Source organism: Bacillus sp. A260 (assembly GCF_009861435.1).
GTDB classification, from domain to species: domain Bacteria; phylum Bacillota; class Bacilli; order Bacillales; family Bacillaceae_G; genus Bacillus_A; species Bacillus_A cereus.
Window position 1 is genome coordinate 4,618,555 of the sequence record NZ_CP046398.1, and the last position, 15,977, is coordinate 4,634,531.

The window sequence follows — 15,977 nt, forward strand, 5'->3', positions numbered from 1 at the left end:
AGAAAGAGGTCGTCCACCGTTGGACGACCTCTTTCTTATTCCCCACACTTTACACACGGCCAATTTGTCCATTCTGTAATTACACTTTAATTCCGTATGTATGTGTTTCTGTATTTGTCAAAATATCTTTCACAACACTACTCACTGTTTTATGTATAAATGCAAGTTTTTTACAACTATTACTATAACGAAAAGAACCCGCCACAAGACAGGTTCTTTTCGTTATTTTATGATAAAAGAGAAGATGATTAGCATGTGTATTATATAAAAGGAAGCAGCCATATTTTCCATACGATACATACGAGTACTGTAACTACAAAATCCAAAAAATCTAATCTCGGGCCTTTTTTCATATTCATATGAAACCATTTTATTTTTGTATATTTATGGATGTTTTTCTTTGCAAATCGGTAAATAAGCATTTGCATAATAAAAAATCCGGCCACAAAAATAAATAATAAGATGAGAAATCCAATCACAAAATTCCTCCTATTTTTGTAGCGTTTTTTCTACTATCCGATTTTTCAAAACCCACTCTTCAAACTGGGCACTTCCAAACTCCCAACTAAGGTCGCGAGCATGTACAGAAAAAACGTAATGACCAGCATATTCGTCCATAAATCTCCCTAACTCTACATCGTCTTTCTGAATACCGTATACTCCAAAATTAAAATACACATCCCATACGTCTTCATTCTTTCTCTTATAAGCAATCGATTCCATATCACATTCTGTCCCGAAATAATCAAGATGTAAATGTACGCTATCATCGTATTCGTACTCCATTTTATCACCCCTTATATTTGTACTTCTTTACCTCCAAAAAAATTCCTGCTATCTACACTCACATATGGGCACTTACCTACATATCATGCTTGTAGAGTGACTTCTGGGAGGTGTTATATAGTGAAAAAATTAATCGCGATTTTTTGCATCATATTACTAGCTGTTTTTACTTTTGCTGCTTGTAGTAGTAAAAAAGAAAGTACGAAAGAACAAACCCAAAACATTCGCGTCGGCGAAGTTACCCATTCTCTCTTCTATGCCCCATTATATGTCGGGATTGAAAAAGGATTTTTTAAAGATGAAGGACTAAATATTGACTTACAAACAACAGCTGGTGGCGATAAAACGATGACCGCCCTATTATCTGGCGGAATTGATATTGCTCTCGTCGGTTCTGAAACATCTATTTACGTTCATCAACAAGGAGCGAAAGACCCTGTCATTAACTTTGCACAACTTACACAAACAGATGGGACATTTTTAGTTTCACGTAAAAAACTAGACTCTTTTAATTGGAATGACGTAAAAGGTGTTACATTTTTAGGACAGCGTAAAGGCGGCATGCCGCAAATGGTTGGGGAATACGTTTTAAAGAAAAATGGTATTGATCCTCGCAAAGATACGAACTTAATTCAAAATATCGAATTTGCTAATATTGCAAATGCCTTTGCATCTGGTACAGGAGAGTTTGTCCAGCTCTTTGAACCGACTGCAAGCATATTCGAAAAAGAAGGTAAAGGTTATATCGTCGCTTCATTCGGAAATGAATCTGGTACTGTTCCTTATACAACATTCATGGCAAAAGAAAGTTTCTTAAAGAAAGATAAAGCTGCTGCTGAAAAGTTCACACGTGCGCTCTATAAAGCACAGCAATGGGTTGATACACATAGTCCAGAAGAGATTGCTGATACTGTTTCCCCGCTATTTAAAGACACTTCAAAAGACATTACAGTAAAAGTAATTGAACGGTATAAAAAGCAACATTCTTATGCGACAAATCCACTATTAGATGCAGAAGAATGGAAACAGCTCCAAACTATTATGAAAGACGCTGGTGAATTACAAAAAGAAGTCCCACATGAAGCGCTCGTCAATACAAAAATTGCCGAAAGCGTTATTAAGAAATAGAGGCGAAGTGTATGAGTTTTTTGCAAATACGTAACGTTTCTCACTGTTTTTTTGCAAAAGAGAATGCCAAACTTATTCTTGAAGATATGAGCTTACAAGTGGAAGAAGGCGAATTTATTTCTATACTCGGCCCAAGTGGTTGCGGTAAAACAACGCTCCTCTCAATCATTGCTGGGTTACTTGATCCAATTGATGGTATTGTCTTTTTAGATGGTGAACCAATTACAACGAAAACTTCATCTATGGGATATATGTTGCAGCAAGATTACTTATTCCCGTGGAAAACGATTGAAGAAAATATTATGCTTGGACTTCATATTCGAAGGATTTATGATGAACAAATGAAAGAACATACTTTAAACCTTTTAAAGCAAGTCGGTCTACACGGGGTAGAAGGACAATATCCTCGTGAACTATCCGGCGGTATGCGTCAACGTGCTGCTCTCGTTCGAACGTTAGCAACTGATCCGAAAATTTTATTACTAGATGAACCATTCTCCGCACTCGATTATCAAACGAAATTAAAACTAGAAGAACTCGTTTTCAACTTACTAAATAAATATAAGAAAACATCACTACTTGTTACTCACGATATTGAAGAGGCGATTGCGATGAGTGATCGTATTTATTTACTGCAAGCAAATCCTGGAAAAATCGCGAAAACCTTTATCGTCCCGGAAAGTATCCGTTCTTTATCACCGTTAGAAGCACGCCATCACTACGATTTCCCAGCCCTCTTTCAAGATATATGGAAGGAGCTGGAACGACTTGGATAATATAAAACAACTACATGAACAATTTCGAAAGAAAGAACGCAGGCGTGCTTGGATTGCTCGCTCACTACAGCTTTTACTACTTATTCTTTTCTTTGCACTATGGGAAATAGCTAGTAAAAAAGAATGGATTGATCCTTTACTCTTTAGCTCTCCTTCGAGTATTTGGGATCTCTTCTTAACGAAATGGATCGACGGTTCACTTTGGGTCCACATATGGACGACATTACTGGAAACAGGAGTAGGCTTCATTCTCGGAACAGTACTTGGTGCTATTATTGCCACGTTCCTTTGGTGGATGCCACTTCTAGCCCGCGTACTTGATCCTTATCTCGTCGTCCTAAATGCAATGCCAAAAGTTGCACTCGGTCCAATCATCATCGTTATTTTCGGTCCAAACATTTCATCTTCTATCGCAATGGGAGTAATCATTTCCATCATCATTACCATTCTCGTTATTTACAGTGCATTTCAAGAAGTCGATTCTAACTATATAAAAGTGATGGACACATTTGGTGCAAATAAATGGCAATGTTATAAGCAAGTCGTTCTCCCTGCATCCTTTCCAGCAATTATCTCAACGTTAAAAGTAAACGTTGGTTTATCCTGGGTCGGTGTTATTTTCGGAGAACTTCTCGTTTCCAAACAAGGACTTGGCTACTTAATTAGCTACGGATTCCAAGTCTTTAACTTCACACTCGTCTTACTTAGCGTACTACTCACATGTGTTCTTGCAACTCTTATGTATGTATTTGTTGAGGCATTTGAAAAAATTCTAATTGGAAAAAGAAAAAGAAGCTGACTCAAAACAGTACGCTATAGTCAGCTTCTTTCTTTTACCTTTTATCACACATTTTCGTTTCATTTGTAATGTTTCCATCCGCAACCGTAACTGTATGGAAACAGTCTTTCACACGTACTGTAACGACATTATCTTTTCGATCTATCACATGATAATCATTAAACTTTTCATTCAAAGCACTACGAATTTGCTCCCCTTCAAAAATCGGAAAACCGTGAGACATTACCCAAATGAGACCAGCAACAGCAAGAATCGTTTTCATACGTTTCATTACCTCCTCGAGAGTAAACTTATAGTCCCTACAACACGCGCATTATAATTGTGTCTAAATTGTGACATTTTTATACTAATTCTATTTTATACCTCCAGTTCCTTCTTCTTTTAAAGAAAAATACAGAATTTTCAATTTTATCAACATAAAAAAACGCAAAGAATTAAAAATTCTTCACGCTTTACTTTAACGAAACTATATCGAACACATAACTCACATTAGTCTCCACTTTGTTGTTCTATCGTTTTTGAAACATCATATAATCCCGACAGCACTTCCGCTCTCATTTTTACAAGCTCAGGAAACTGATAGAAGAAAGCAATTTTCTTATATTTTAACTCTGTACCTTCTTTCACCTTTTTTGAATCTTGTAAAATGAACGCTGTAAATGTATCTGCGATATCTTCCGTTACATTTGTTGTTCCATACAACGATACAAACTCATCATGCTTTTCTTTATAAAATTTAATTTGTGCCTCTTCACTTTCTTCTACTTTCTTTTCTGTCCACTCTTGCTCAATTGGTTTCCAAAATTCATTATAAAATTGGTTAATATACGAAGTTTTTCTCGCACATCCATTTTTCAAGAACACCGTTTTACATTTATTTCGATATGATGAAATGTCTTTCTCTTCATCAAACGCCTCTAAATATTTCCTATCCACTGGTACTTGTTTATGCCCAATCGTTAATACGTGAGCCGTTTCATGAATTAATGTTTTCATCACTTCATCTATATTCACCCCAGAATCGAGCACGTCTAAACTAAGCAACCAATCTCTCGGGTCATCCATACTTGGCATGACATGAGCAACAACGCCATCATAACCATCCGTTATTAGATCAAACCCTGTTATATTCTCACGATATTTCACTGGAATGAGAGTGCGATACATGTCCCATAAATTTTCATGATACTCTCTATCTTGCCGTTGGCTTAACAAATCACCTTTTGCTACTTCGTCATCTGCAAAAGCTTTATTCAATCTCTTACGATCCAATTTCTCAAAATAAGGATCTACAATTTCATCACCATCGATATAATAAGAAGCTAAAAAGAAATAATTGTCATCCTCTTCTTTTTTCTGTTCCGCCTCTTTCATATTCACACTTTCATACTCTTCTATGTCATAATCTTCTACTTTTTCAAGTTCTGAAAGTCCCTCTATCTTTTTATATACTTTTTGTAATGTTTTATCTCCTATTTGCGTGCACTCTTCTTCTGTTTTACAAATTTCTTTTTCTTTCGTAACCTCGATAGCACTATCGCATCCTGCAACTAAACTGCTTGCTATAATACAACACACTAACTTGCCATACAGTTTCTTCATACAATCCCCCATTATTCCATTCTACAAAATATCATAATCATTTTTTTGCGAATATGCGATAATTAATTATAAAAACTCCAAGGAGGCTTCTCATGATTCGTGCAATCTTATTCGACTTAGATGGAACACTATTAGATCGGCGCCAATCTTTAGAATAATTTATTTATGAGCAATATAATCGCTTCTCCTCACATTTGATGAGTATAGAGAAATCAGAGTATTGTTCTCGATTTCTTGAACTCGATAATAATGGCTATACGTGGAAGGATAAAGTATATGCTACTCTCCTTTCCGAATACAACATTACTACTTTAACGCAAGAGCAACTACTACACGACTATATTACAAACTTCCAACATCATTGTATTCCTTTCAAAAACACGCATGAACTACTTCAACAGTTAAAACAGCGAAACATTAAAATTGGTATTATCACAAACGGTTTTACTGAATTTCAGATGAGCAACCTTCGAGCACTACATATACATACGTATACAAACACCATTCTCGTTTCAGAAGCTGAAGGAATTAAAAAACCTCATCCTGAAATTTTCGAACGTGCTTTGCAAAGACTAGATGTGAAGGCAGAAGAATGTCTTTATATTGGAGATCATCCAGAAAACGATGTGCTTGGTTCTGAACAAGTAGGGATTCTTGGTGTTTGGAAAAAAGATTCGTTTTGGGGTGATTTTAAGCATTCACGTATCGTAGATGATTTGTTGGAGGTGCTTTCGTTTTTAGAGGTGGAGGTGGAGATAAAAATACAATAATAGTAATTAAATTATATCAACAATTTTCACAATATATTGATTTACCGACAAAAAATAATAAGAGGAGGCAGTTGTTCAAAAACGCCTCCTCTTATTATTCATATACTGTAAACTGCGGTTTACTCGGATGATCTTTTACTAGCGCATCATCTGGAAACTTTGAAACTTTTTGATATAAGGCAATGTCGCCGATACACCCTGCTGTTAGTAGAATTCCTAAAAATGAGAGTGGCTCCAGATTCATAGCTAATCCCAATACAATTGGCAAAATTCCAGTTGGTAAAAACGGAAGCATTAACACTTTCTTCATTTGCTTTACTGTAACCGCCTGTTTAGAATGAGCATATGCAACACCTAATTTCCAATTAACGCCCCATTTTAGTTCACTCCACGGAACACCTCCGATATAGCGAAAGCCAATTAAATGTATCGCTTCATGAATACAAACGAGAACAATCATTGCGATAATAAAAAGAAACATCGTTAATAATGTAACTTCGACTTGAACCCCACCTGAAAGAAATATATGCAAATAACCAATTCCAAACGACAAAGCAATTATTATAAAAAATAAAGAAAAGTTTAATTTAACCATCGAAACAGTAACAGTCGTTTCTTTTCTTTTATCCATCTTCCCCCTCCTAAAATGTAAATATATCTTTACAAAATTGTATAATATCCCCAAAATAATGTAAAGATATGTTTACATTTATTCTTACATACAAAAAAAGAAACCGGCTACTTTACTTCGTAAAACAGCCGATTTCTTCTATATGTTTCATCGTACGCGCTAATACGTCATCGCGCATTATAAAGCTAAATTTTCTATTCGTTTTAATGTTGTCAGGAATGTCTTTTAATAAAACAGACCCTTTCGTTTCTTCGTAATGCGTATGTTCTTCTACCGCACTAATTGTTGCAAAATAAATGTTTTTAATGATTATTTTGTCTTTTCCAGATACTTTGTATTGTCCTAAGTAAGTTAAATCAGAAACTATGCCGCCGGTTTCTTCATGAACCTCTCGAACTGCCGCTTCTTCCGGTGTTTCCCCTAGTTCTACTTTACCACCTGGAAATTCAAGACCGCGACGTAAATGATGCGTTAATAACCATTGATCCCCGTACCGGCATACAACCCAAACATGCTTTGGCTCAGGAGAAAATGGATAACGTTCAAACGATAATTGTACAGTGTTGTGGTAATAATCTTTAAATTTGTACATGCCATTACTCCCCTATTGATGGTTACAAGTTTTTCCTACCACAAATTGTAGCATATTCTCGCTTTTCTGCATAATATTATCCAATTACAATCCATTGATTATTCCCATTTGTGCGACTAATTCTTTCGTCTCATGATTTCCTAAATCGTAAATCATTTTATATGCTTTTTGTAGTTGTTCATCATATCGGTCATTATTTGAATCGTGATGATACTCAACAAATGGAACGTGGGAGCGTACAAATGACCCTAAATCTTCTACATATGCTTGATCAAAGTGCTCTCTTAATTCCGTAATTTCCTCATCATTTGCGGAAATCTCAAAATTATACGTATCCGCCGTCTTCACTTGTGAAATTTGACCATTTCCTATTGATATATAATATGTTTTTTTCGTCTCCATGTAACACCCTTCTTTCATCCTTTTATTTTCTATTGTTTTCATCAATTACAAAATTATGTAAAATAAAGAAAAGGAGGGATTTTATGTTTAAAATATTAATTATCGGTATTATCATCGTCCTAATCATCCTCGTACTCTCCGTCATGACAATTAATAAAGGCTATGCTTATAAACATTCCGTCGATAAACTAGAAGACAATCCTTATACAAAAAAGAATAAGGAGAATTCCTAATATGCTTCGTATACTTCGCATCATAGTAGCACTCACTGTGATCGTTATGTCGGCAATTGGATTATATACAGGTCAAAATAATTCTTTACCTCTTTCACAATTTCTATTAGGGGCTTTAATGTTTCTCATCGCATTTGAACAAATAAAGAAAAGGGAATCAGCAACTGGACTTATTTGTATTATTGCCGGTGCTTTCATTTGGATTGTTCTCATTATTACCTACATAAAATAGAGGAGGTCTTTTATGCTAAAATGGGGACGGATTACTTTATCACTTATTGCCTTATCTATAGCAATCTATGGATTTTTTACTGGTAATAGAGAAATAATCCCTTATATGTTCATCTTTTTAGGAGGTATGGCCCTCACCATAAGTTTAGAGGAAATATTAAAACAGCAAACAGGAGGTAGTGCGCTCGCTCTACTAGCAGGAGCCGCTGCTTTATTTATTGGTTTCACAGAAATATTCTAGTAAATGGTCTAAAGGGGGCTATACGATGCTAACTCTAACTATATTACGGATTTTTTTAGCATTTTTCATGCTTCTCTTACTCACTCTAAGCACTTATGTCCATTTTACCGATAATTTTTCACTTCTCCCATACGTACAATTTATTCTCAGTTGTTCCTTTATTCTTCTAGGAATTAATGAGTATCCCGTATTTTTTCGTTTCTAGTCTCATATTCTTCTTTTTAATATCAAACTCTTTCGCTACATGTAGAATAAAATTTCGATCAATTTAGCATTTATAATTATTTTCTCTCAGTAACTATTTCTTTCTACTTAAGGGGGATTCCATGTTAAAAAACATTCAAATTATAATCGCCACTATCGCTCTTTCTCTCGCCCTATTTAGCTTCTTTGCAAACTTCACTATTCTTTTACCTTACGTGTTTATCCTTTTAAGTATTATGTTTATCCTTTTTGGAATTGATGAAATGAAGAAACGGGAAAAAGCAAAAGCATTTGTTTATTTTCTCGGTTCTGCCTTTGTTTTATATGTTGGAGTATCTAATATATTTTCATAAAAAAGAAGAGTATGTTCGCTCTTAGTACAATAAAAAAACTGCCCTTTCACAGGCAGTTTTCCTTTTTATCCAAACACTTTCTCAAGTTCATCTTTATCTTGGCTTAACCAGAAGTTCATTAAGCGTTGTGCTCCTTCTAAGTCGTGAAGCTTCGCTTGACCACATTGTGTTTCATTTGCAGCTGGAATTTCTGTAATTTGAACCGCATCTTTTAATGTTAGTTCTAATAAATCAATGATTTCTCGTACTGTCGGTGTTCCGCTTACTACAAGATAATATCCTGTTTGGCAGCCCATCGGTGAAATATCGATAATATCAAAATGCGGATAACGATCAATATATTTACGTAAATTAAATGCTAATAAATGCTCTAACGTATGAATAACATCTGGTTTCATTGCTTGTTTATTCGGTTGGCAGAAACGAATATCAAATTTATTTACAATACCGTCACTACCTACATTGTGAACTCCGCAATGTCTTACATAAGGTGCCTTTACAATCGTATGATCTAATTCAAAGCTTTCTACTGATGGCATACAACATCTCTCCCGCTTTTAATTTAATTCCGTTATATCCAATATGATATAACGGAAATGCACATTAGTAAAGTATTATGTACAGTCGTGCTATAATACTTTAAGAATATGCTGAAAAGGAGACCGTTATGAAACAGATTTTTATTGGGATTATACGCTTTTATCAAAAATTCATTTCTCCGATGACACCACCAACATGCCGTTTTTATCCGACTTGTTCTCATTACGGATTAGAGGCGTTTCAAAAACATGGTGCACTCAAAGGTTTTTGGCTTACTTGTAAGCGTATATTAAAATGTCACCCTTTCCACCCGGGAGGATTTGATCCTGTCCCAGATAAAAAGGATGACAAAGTAAATTCTTAATTGTCGTAACCATTCACAACTAAATCTAATTTTCCTGTTTCAGGATCGATAACAAGACCGTGAACAGGTACTTCTTCTGGAAGTAACGGATGGTTGCGAAGTATCGATACGCTATGTTCTACACTTTCTTCTACACTAGAGAACCCTTGTAGGAATCTTTCTAAATCGATTCCAGAATAACGGAGTGTATCTAATTTCTCATTTGTTATACCGCGCTCTTTCATCTTCTCAATTGTACTGCTTGCCTGAATTTTTGCCATACCGCAATCGTGGTGACCAACTACACAAACTTCATCAGCACCAAGTTCATATACAGCAACTAAAATACTACGCATAATACTTCCGAATGGATGTGAGATAACAGCTCCTGCTACCTTAATAATTTTCACATCACCGTTACGCATATTCATTGCTTTTGGTAATAATTCAACAAGACGAGTATCCATACAAGAGATAATTACCATTTTTTTATTCGGGAATTTTCCTGTTTCATACTCTTCGTATTTTTTCTCTTCAACAAATTTCTCATTGTACTGCAAAATCTCTTCTAATGACTTCATAGTAAAGGACCCTCTTTTCTCTCGTTTACACTACATAAATAGTGTACCAAAATATGAAAAACTCAAAAAGGATATCGCTTTATAGTAAAAATAAGATGTTTTCAGATAATCGACATAATTCTTTCAAAATATACACACAGCTTTGTAACAAGTTTCACATACTTTAAACGTATTTTCACTATAAACTGATTGTAGATAATGTAAAAAAGGAGTGAATATTTATTATGTCCGACGTTCTGTTACTGAGTCGTTTTCAATTTGCAATTACTATTTTTTATCACTTTTTATTTGTACCTTTGACAATCGGACTTGTCATTTTAGTAGCATGTATGGAAACTCAATACGCCCGCACATTGAATCCAACATACCGTAAAATGGCAAATTTCTGGGGTAAATTATTTACAATTAACTTCGTAATGGGGATTATAACCGGGATTACGATGGAATTCCAATTTGGAACAAACTGGTCTGAGTACTCCAAATATATGGGAGACATTTTTGGATCACCTCTCGCAATCGAAGCACTTGTTGCCTTCTTCTTAGAATCTACTTTCATGGGAATATGGTTATTCGGTAAAGACAAAATTTCACCAAAGTTCCGTGCCTTCTGTATGTGGATGGTTGCACTTGGAACAAATATTTCCGCCCTTTGGATTATTACAGCAAACGGCTTTATGCAAAACCCTGTTGGCTACGTAGTACGTAACGGCCGCGCTGAATTAAATGATTTCTGGGCACTCGTTACGAATCCATACGCTTGGAATATGTTCTTCCATACTGTAGTTGGTTGTTATATTGTCGGTGCTTTCTTCGTTATGGCAATTAGTGCCTATCACTTATTACGTAAAAATGAAGTTGAATTCTTCAAAAAATCATTTAAGTTCGGCTTAATGTTAGGCTTATTCGCCGCAACAATTACACCGTTTATGGGACATCAATCTGGTGTATCAGCGGCTAAATATCAACCCGCAAAAGGAGCTGCGATGGAAGCAGTTTGGGAAACCGGAAAAGGACAAGGCTTCTCAATTGTTCAAATTCCTGATGTGAAAAACGAGAAGAATTTTGAATTCCTTACGATTCCAAAACTCGGAAGCTTCTTCTATACAAACTCATTTGATGGCGAAATTGTTGGTTTAAAGGATATTCCGAAAGATGAACGTCCAAATGTTAACCTCGTGTATTATAGCTTCCGCTTAATGGTTGCACTCGGTATGTTCTTTATGGCATTAACTTGGTATGGCTTCTATTTAAACCGAAAAGGAAAACTAGAAAACTCAAAACGTTATTTAAAAATTACAATATGGTCTGTCTTACTTCCTTATATTGCGATTAACGCAGGATGGATTGTCGCTGAAGTAGGTCGCCAACCATGGACAGTATATAAACTAATGCGTACAGCAGAATCTGTATCGCCTATATCTGTTCCACAAATTTGGTTCTCATTAATTAGTTTAATTTTATTCTACACTTTACTTTTAATCGCAGACGTATACTTAATGCTGAAGTTCGCGAAAAAAGGACCTGCCGCATTAGAAGAACCTGCTACTGAGGGAGGTGTGGCTCATGTCTCATGATATGCTTGCAATCATCTGGTTCGGTTTATGGGGCGTGATTTGGACAGTTTACTTCATTCTTGACGGGTATGCACTTGGTAACGGAATGATTTTTCCTTTCGTTACGAAAGATCGACAAGAACGAAATCAATTACAAGAAGCAATTGGCCCGTTCTGGGGCGGTAATGAAGTATGGTTAATTACAGCTGGTGGCGCAACATTTGCTGCTTTCCCAATCACATATGCTAATATGTTTAGTTATTTATATACACCGTTATTCTTAGTATTACTTGCACTATTTGCTCGTGCCGCTGGACTGGAATTCATGCATAAAGATGATTCACCAATTTGGCAAAAAACTTGTAAATGGGCATTTGCAATTGGCAGTTTCTTAATCGCCTTTTTATTCGGTGTTACATTTGCTAACTTGTATTACGGACTACAAATCGGAAAAAATGGCTATGAAGGAAATTTACTTAGCTTACTAAACCATTACGGTATTTTAGGAGGGTTGTTCTTCACTGCTATATTTGTCGTATCCGGTGCCCTTTGGGTCATGATTAAAACGACTGGTGAAGTATCTGATCGTGCTTATAAAATCGCAAGGCCATTTTCAATGGCAGCTGCTATTATTTTAGCTATCTTCTATGTAGCGACAGCTAATCGAACAAACTTATTCCAAAACTTTACGGAATATCCGGTACTATTCATTCTTCCAGTACTTGCAATGCTAATGAGTGTACTCGCACTAATTATGGTGTACAAACATAAAATTGGCCTTGCCTTCACATTCGTTTGCCTAACAATCGCAATGTTTATGACAACTGGCTTTGCAGGTATGTTCCCAAGAATGTTACCATCTCGTATTAACGATGCATACAGTACAACGTTATACAACGCAGCCGGTAGTCAATTAAACTTAAAAATTATGTTCTTCGTTGCAATGGTCATGGTACCAATCGTTATTGGATATCAGCTTTGGAGCTACAGTATATTTAAAAATAAAATTCATAAAGACTCTGCTAAAGGGTATCACTAAGGTAAAAAAAGACACTTCATTTGAAGTGTCTTTTTTATACGTATGATTTTCGATAAGATGTTATATTTCTAATCTAACAACTATACTACAGAAGAATCATTAACAGCTCACAGCTAGATTGTATCATAGGGCAACTTCATCATTTTATGCAATTTTACATACTGTACTATAAAGTAAACTGTATCCCCTGATCATTCGCATCATTATCCCATACATCAGCTGTACTAATCCCGCTAAACGTTTGTACTTTCATTCCTGTATTTGATGATCCCGATCCATTATAAGCCTTCGTCTTTTCAATCGGCTGTACGTTATATTTGTCACCTACATTAATTGTTCCATTGCAGTTTTCAATAATAACACCTTCCACAACTGCCGGCATTTTGTCACCCACTTTCATTTCTTTACTTTTATTTTATGAAAATCACCTAGAAAAATAGCATGTTTCAATAAGAAAAAGCACTCAATTTGAGTGCTTTTTCTTTAAGCATAAAGACAAGTTTGGAGACAGTTGACTTCTTCAAAATTTTATTAGGGGTAATATTTTGAAAAAGAAAGCCTTTCATATGTAGGTTAACACCACTGGAATATATAGTAAATTGATAATATTTATACGGAAGATTGCTAATGTTTAGTATAGATAGTTTACACTATGCTAACAGTGTAAACTATCTATACTAATAAAAAAAGGTGCCTTCAAAAAAGACACCTTTCAAAAACAGACACTATAAAACAGAATTATTTATTGTTATACGATTGTTAGATACAAAAAGTAGAGGGAAATGTTTGTATGAAATTCTGCTTTATAAAGTCTGTCTACAACTTATATTGTAATCCTCTTCATTTGAAAAAAAATATAATATGCACAATTGCATACAAAAAGAAAAAGCACTCTACTGAGTGCCTTTTCAACCATTTTACTTTTAATATATCGCTTTGAATATATTGTAACATACGTATCTATATATTTTATTGAGAAAATTCAAAATCCTTTTTCTTTCATTTTCACTTATAAAATCATGTAATATAAAAGGTATGTCAAATTCTTATACAAGTTGAGGTGTACTATATTTATGATGTATTTCGGAATTATTCCTCTTATATTATTTATTATTTTTCTTATCTCATATTTAAAAGATCCGCGAAAAATAATAAACGGCTTTTTATTTAATGCCTTTATCTGTTTTTTCCTTCTTTTTTGTGTGATTGTATCATTGAACTCAGATAGTGATGTCCTACGCTACATTATATTTTTACCTTTTTTAGCACTTCTCATTATGCTTCCTTTCGGTATTGTTGCTTTAATGTTTGGGCTATTTCTTAATGCTAGAATTTTAATGAAGCGAGAAGGACGACGGTTCACTAACTGTTTAACACTCCTTGCTGCTTTAGGGATGTTATTCTTTATGTTACTCCCTATTATAAATCCAGCAAGTTTGGTTTCATCGCATTTAGAGCCTATTTTTGCAGCTATTTCTCTTATAAGCATATATTTCTTTATACACTTATCTAACTTCTTAAGTGCATATTTTTTATACCAATTCAACAGACCAAGACGTAATCAAGATTTCATCATCGTTCTTGGTAGCGGCTTAATTAATGATAAAGTACCACCTTTACTTGCAAGCCGCATTAATAAAGCGATTGACTTCTATTGGAAACAAGCCGCTGTTAATACACCACCAACAATTATTTTTTCTGGTGGACAAGGTCCAGATGAAGGTCTTCCAGAAGCGGAAGCGATGCAAAGTTACGCTGTTGAAAAAGGAATTCCTCTTGAACATACAGTCCAGGAAAATCGCTCTGTAAACACATATCAAAATATGCTGTTCTCTAAAGAAATTATGGATTCTTTAAAACCAGAAGGTAAATATAAAAGTATTTTTACAACGAATAATTTCCACCTTTTCCGTGCTGGTATATATGCAAGACAAGCCGGTCTTAATAGCCAAGGAATCGGATCAAAAACTGCATTTTATTACTGGCCTAACGCAATGATCCGTGAATATGTTGCGATTGTCGTAATGGGACGCAAGCGCCATATGAAAATATGTGGAACTATTTTAGGTTTCGCTTTATTCGTATCAGTACTTAGTTTTATATTTTCTTAATAGCATCCCATCCTTTGAAAGGATGGGATTTCTTATACTGATTTCAAAAATATTTTAAAGATAATATGGTGATAATATTCCCTGCATACATCCATTAAAGGAGAATTTTTTCAAATTAAATGTTAAAATAAAATTTAGGTGTGAATTACGTAACAAATAAGAAACTAGTTTGAAACGAGGAAATTACATGGAGAAAATTATCAAAAACAAGCCCAATAAGCTAAGAATTGCTTCAAAAGCTTTGATGATTATTATTGGGGCATTTATCACAGCGTACGGATTAGAAGCAGTATTAATTCCAAATAACGTATCCGACGGTGGTGTAACTGGTTTAAGTATCGTTAGTTCAAGATTATTTGGATTGCCATTAGGAGCTCTAATCGCAGTTATTAACATTCCTTTCGTTTGGTTAGGGTATAAGCAAATCGGTAAAAGCTTTGCGATTTATTCTATTATCGGAATTGCTTCATTAGCAGTAGGTACCGTTGTCATGCACGGAATACCAGCTATTATTGAAGGCGATACATTATTAGTTACAGTTGTTGGTGGTATTATCATCGGTTTTGGTATGGGACTAGCATTACGTAACGGTGGGGCATTAGATGGAATCGATATGCTTGCTGTATTGCTTTCTCGTAAGTTACCATTTGGAACGAGTGACCTTATTTTATTCTTAAACATGTTCGTATTTATTTTCGTATCAACGGTATTCGGCCTGCAAGGAGCTATCCTTTCGGCAATTGCTTACTTTATCGCTTCGAAAGTGATTCATATCGTTGAAGTTGGTTTAAGTGGTTCAAAAGCATTTAAAATTATTACAAAAGAGCCTGAATTAATGGTAGAAACAATTCGCGATCGTTTAGGCCGAAGTGCAACATATAACGAAGTATACGGTGGTTATTCAAGAGAGAAGTTTAAAGAAATTTCATGTGTAATTAACCGTTTAGAAGAAAGTAAAATGAAAGAACTTATTAATGAAATCGATCCACACGCCTTTATTACAGTTTATGACGTAGCAGAAGTAAAAGGCGGTAACTTTAAGAAACGTGATATTCATTAATC

General features: G+C 35.0%; 22 protein-coding genes and 2 pseudogenes. 13 read left to right on the forward strand and 11 right to left on the reverse strand.

The features are described 5' to 3' along the window. Window positions 1-79: 79 nt before the first annotated feature. The 3 genes and pseudogenes from GD442_RS28190 to GD442_RS23465 form a co-directional block, all read right to left on the reverse strand. Window positions 80-151, reverse strand: a pseudogene (locus tag GD442_RS28190) (DUF2196 domain-containing protein); the annotation flags it as partial. 109 nt (window positions 152-260) lie between these two features. Next, a complete protein-coding gene (locus GD442_RS23460) occupies window positions 261-479 on the reverse strand; it encodes a hypothetical protein (RefSeq protein WP_086407815.1) in 219 nt (72 codons plus the stop codon). A 10-nt stretch (window positions 480-489) separates the two neighbouring features. Then, window positions 490-786 (reverse strand): DUF3986 family protein, encoded by a 297-nt coding sequence (locus tag GD442_RS23465; protein ID WP_000455579.1) that lies wholly within the window; start codon window positions 784-786, stop codon window positions 490-492. A gap of 120 nt (window positions 787-906) precedes the next feature. Here GD442_RS23465 and GD442_RS23470 point away from each other — a divergent pair, with 120 nt between their 5' ends. Genes GD442_RS23470 through GD442_RS23480 form a run of 3 tightly spaced genes read left to right on the forward strand, consistent with a single transcriptional unit; the run spans window position 907 to window position 3,489 of the window. Further along, on the forward strand, window positions 907-1,914 hold the full coding sequence (locus GD442_RS23470; protein ID WP_086407816.1) for an ABC transporter substrate-binding protein: 1,008 nt from the start codon (window positions 907-909) through the stop codon (window positions 1,912-1,914). A gap of 11 nt (window positions 1,915-1,925) precedes the next feature. Beyond that, complete coding sequence (locus GD442_RS23475) at window positions 1,926-2,690, forward strand: ABC transporter ATP-binding protein (protein WP_000009035.1); 765 nt, start codon at window positions 1,926-1,928, stop codon at window positions 2,688-2,690. Continuing rightward, entirely contained in the window at window positions 2,683-3,489 is an 807-nt protein-coding gene (locus GD442_RS23480; protein WP_000368771.1) for an ABC transporter permease, read from the forward strand. Before GD442_RS23475 ends, GD442_RS23480 begins: the two co-directional genes overlap by 8 nt. A 34-nt stretch (window positions 3,490-3,523) precedes the next feature. Here GD442_RS23480 and GD442_RS23485 read toward each other — a convergent pair whose 3' ends face one another. Next, the gene (locus GD442_RS23485) at window positions 3,524-3,751 is read right to left on the reverse strand and encodes a hypothetical protein (RefSeq protein WP_000849112.1); all 228 of its coding nucleotides are present in this window, start codon (window positions 3,749-3,751) and stop codon (window positions 3,524-3,526) included. Window positions 3,752-3,978: 227 nt separating this feature from the next. After that, a complete protein-coding gene (locus GD442_RS23490; protein WP_159365215.1) occupies window positions 3,979-5,091 on the reverse strand; it encodes a recombinase family protein in 1,113 nt (370 codons plus the stop codon). A gap of 92 nt (window positions 5,092-5,183) precedes the next feature. Here GD442_RS23490 and GD442_RS23495 point away from each other — a divergent pair. After that, a pseudogene (locus tag GD442_RS23495) lies at window positions 5,184-5,861 on the forward strand (HAD family hydrolase). 94 nt (window positions 5,862-5,955) lie between these two features. Here the strand turns inward: GD442_RS23495 and GD442_RS23500 are convergent. The 3 genes from GD442_RS23500 to GD442_RS23510 form a co-directional block, all read right to left on the reverse strand. After that, entirely contained in the window at window positions 5,956-6,492 is a 537-nt protein-coding gene (locus GD442_RS23500) for a DUF3267 domain-containing protein (protein WP_000361287.1), read from the reverse strand. Between the two features lie 112 nt (window positions 6,493-6,604). Continuing rightward, a complete protein-coding gene (gene mutTA, locus GD442_RS23505; protein WP_000276385.1) occupies window positions 6,605-7,084 on the reverse strand; it encodes an antimutator 8-oxo-(dGTP/GTP)ase in 480 nt (159 codons plus the stop codon). Window positions 7,085-7,168: 84 nt separating this feature from the next. Then, window positions 7,169-7,486 (reverse strand): hypothetical protein, encoded by a 318-nt coding sequence (locus tag GD442_RS23510; protein WP_000448409.1) that lies wholly within the window; start codon window positions 7,484-7,486, stop codon window positions 7,169-7,171. An 83-nt stretch (window positions 7,487-7,569) separates the two neighbouring features. Between GD442_RS23510 and ytzI the strand changes: the two genes are divergently transcribed. The 4 genes from ytzI to GD442_RS23530 all read left to right on the forward strand — a co-directional run bounded on the left by ytzI (window position 7,570) and on the right by GD442_RS23530 (window position 8,748). After that, window positions 7,570-7,719: a YtzI protein gene (gene ytzI / locus GD442_RS23515; RefSeq protein WP_000472794.1), complete on the forward strand. Its 150-nt coding sequence runs from the start codon at window positions 7,570-7,572 to the stop codon at window positions 7,717-7,719. A gap of 1 nt (window position 7,720) precedes the next feature. Further along, window positions 7,721-7,951: a DUF3953 domain-containing protein gene (locus tag GD442_RS23520; RefSeq protein WP_000944458.1), complete on the forward strand. Its 231-nt coding sequence runs from the start codon at window positions 7,721-7,723 to the stop codon at window positions 7,949-7,951. A 12-nt stretch (window positions 7,952-7,963) separates the two neighbouring features. Next, the gene (locus GD442_RS23525) at window positions 7,964-8,191 is read left to right on the forward strand and encodes a DUF3953 domain-containing protein (protein WP_086407817.1); all 228 of its coding nucleotides are present in this window, start codon (window positions 7,964-7,966) and stop codon (window positions 8,189-8,191) included. A 326-nt stretch (window positions 8,192-8,517) separates the two neighbouring features. Further along, window positions 8,518-8,748 (forward strand): YczI family protein, encoded by a 231-nt coding sequence (locus GD442_RS23530; protein ID WP_000916668.1) that lies wholly within the window; start codon window positions 8,518-8,520, stop codon window positions 8,746-8,748. 65 nt (window positions 8,749-8,813) lie between these two features. Here GD442_RS23530 and luxS read toward each other — a convergent pair whose 3' ends face one another. Continuing rightward, complete coding sequence (gene luxS, locus GD442_RS23535; protein WP_001141371.1) at window positions 8,814-9,287, reverse strand: S-ribosylhomocysteine lyase LuxS; 474 nt, start codon at window positions 9,285-9,287, stop codon at window positions 8,814-8,816. A 128-nt stretch (window positions 9,288-9,415) separates the two neighbouring features. Between luxS and yidD the strand changes: the two genes are divergently transcribed. After that, complete coding sequence (gene yidD / locus GD442_RS23540; RefSeq protein WP_000809334.1) at window positions 9,416-9,652, forward strand: membrane protein insertion efficiency factor YidD; 237 nt, start codon at window positions 9,416-9,418, stop codon at window positions 9,650-9,652. Here yidD and GD442_RS23545 read toward each other — a convergent pair. Then, window positions 9,649-10,212, reverse strand: coding sequence for a beta-class carbonic anhydrase (locus GD442_RS23545; RefSeq protein ID WP_000838169.1), 564 nt, complete (start codon window positions 10,210-10,212; stop codon window positions 9,649-9,651). The two genes, yidD and GD442_RS23545, sit on opposite strands and share 4 nt — an antisense overlap. A 224-nt stretch (window positions 10,213-10,436) precedes the next feature. Here GD442_RS23545 and cydA point away from each other — a divergent pair, with 224 nt between their 5' ends. After that, complete coding sequence (cydA, locus tag GD442_RS23550; RefSeq protein ID WP_001286188.1) at window positions 10,437-11,786, forward strand: cytochrome ubiquinol oxidase subunit I; 1,350 nt, start codon at window positions 10,437-10,439, stop codon at window positions 11,784-11,786. Continuing rightward, the gene (cydB, locus tag GD442_RS23555; protein ID WP_086407818.1) at window positions 11,776-12,804 is read left to right on the forward strand and encodes a cytochrome d ubiquinol oxidase subunit II; all 1,029 of its coding nucleotides are present in this window, start codon (window positions 11,776-11,778) and stop codon (window positions 12,802-12,804) included. Before cydA ends, cydB begins: the two co-directional genes overlap by 11 nt. Before the next feature lie 166 nt (window positions 12,805-12,970). On the opposite strand, the gene GD442_RS23560 is transcribed toward cydB, so the two are convergent. Beyond that, on the reverse strand, window positions 12,971-13,204 hold the full coding sequence (locus GD442_RS23560) for a spore germination protein (RefSeq protein WP_002001299.1): 234 nt from the start codon (window positions 13,202-13,204) through the stop codon (window positions 12,971-12,973). Window positions 13,205-13,877: 673 nt separating this feature from the next. Between GD442_RS23560 and GD442_RS23565 the strand changes: the two genes are divergently transcribed. Both GD442_RS23565 and GD442_RS23570 read left to right on the forward strand, forming a co-directional pair. Next, a complete protein-coding gene (locus GD442_RS23565; RefSeq protein WP_000990094.1) occupies window positions 13,878-14,915 on the forward strand; it encodes a YdcF family protein in 1,038 nt (345 codons plus the stop codon). Window positions 14,916-15,102: 187 nt separating this feature from the next. Beyond that, entirely contained in the window at window positions 15,103-15,975 is an 873-nt protein-coding gene (locus GD442_RS23570) for a YitT family protein (protein WP_000411246.1), read from the forward strand. Window positions 15,976-15,977: the final 2 nt, after the last annotated feature.

Excerpts from the sequence above, each read along its gene's own strand:
- GD442_RS23465 (WP_000455579.1), bottom strand. The coding sequence starts at position 786 with ATGGAGTACGAATACGATGATAGCGTACATTTACATCTTGATTATTTC.
- GD442_RS23475 (WP_000009035.1), top strand. The coding sequence starts at position 1,926 with ATGAGTTTTTTGCAAATACGTAACGTTTCTCACTGTTTTTTTGCAAAA.
- GD442_RS23485 (WP_000849112.1), bottom strand. The coding sequence starts at position 3,751 with ATGAAAACGATTCTTGCTGTTGCTGGTCTCATTTGGGTAATGTCTCAC.
- GD442_RS23490 (WP_159365215.1), bottom strand. The coding sequence starts at position 5,091 with ATGAAGAAACTGTATGGCAAGTTAGTGTGTTGTATTATAGCAAGCAGT.
- GD442_RS23500 (WP_000361287.1), bottom strand. The coding sequence starts at position 6,492 with ATGGATAAAAGAAAAGAAACGACTGTTACTGTTTCGATGGTTAAATTA.
- mutTA (WP_000276385.1), bottom strand. The coding sequence starts at position 7,084 with ATGTACAAATTTAAAGATTATTACCACAACACTGTACAATTATCGTTT.
- GD442_RS23510 (WP_000448409.1), bottom strand. The coding sequence starts at position 7,486 with ATGGAGACGAAAAAAACATATTATATATCAATAGGAAATGGTCAAATT.
- ytzI (WP_000472794.1), top strand. The coding sequence starts at position 7,570 with ATGTTTAAAATATTAATTATCGGTATTATCATCGTCCTAATCATCCTC.
- GD442_RS23520 (WP_000944458.1), top strand. The coding sequence starts at position 7,721 with ATGCTTCGTATACTTCGCATCATAGTAGCACTCACTGTGATCGTTATG.
- GD442_RS23525 (WP_086407817.1), top strand. The coding sequence starts at position 7,964 with ATGCTAAAATGGGGACGGATTACTTTATCACTTATTGCCTTATCTATA.
- GD442_RS23530 (WP_000916668.1), top strand. The coding sequence starts at position 8,518 with ATGTTAAAAAACATTCAAATTATAATCGCCACTATCGCTCTTTCTCTC.
- luxS (WP_001141371.1), bottom strand. The coding sequence starts at position 9,287 with ATGCCATCAGTAGAAAGCTTTGAATTAGATCATACGATTGTAAAGGCA.
- yidD (WP_000809334.1), top strand. The coding sequence starts at position 9,416 with ATGAAACAGATTTTTATTGGGATTATACGCTTTTATCAAAAATTCATT.
- GD442_RS23545 (WP_000838169.1), bottom strand. The coding sequence starts at position 10,212 with ATGAAGTCATTAGAAGAGATTTTGCAGTACAATGAGAAATTTGTTGAA.
- cydA (WP_001286188.1), top strand. The coding sequence starts at position 10,437 with ATGTCCGACGTTCTGTTACTGAGTCGTTTTCAATTTGCAATTACTATT.
- cydB (WP_086407818.1), top strand. The coding sequence starts at position 11,776 with ATGTCTCATGATATGCTTGCAATCATCTGGTTCGGTTTATGGGGCGTG.
- GD442_RS23560 (WP_002001299.1), bottom strand. The coding sequence starts at position 13,204 with ATGAAAGTGGGTGACAAAATGCCGGCAGTTGTGGAAGGTGTTATTATT.
- GD442_RS23565 (WP_000990094.1), top strand. The coding sequence starts at position 13,878 with ATGATGTATTTCGGAATTATTCCTCTTATATTATTTATTATTTTTCTT.
- GD442_RS23570 (WP_000411246.1), top strand. The coding sequence starts at position 15,103 with ATGGAGAAAATTATCAAAAACAAGCCCAATAAGCTAAGAATTGCTTCA.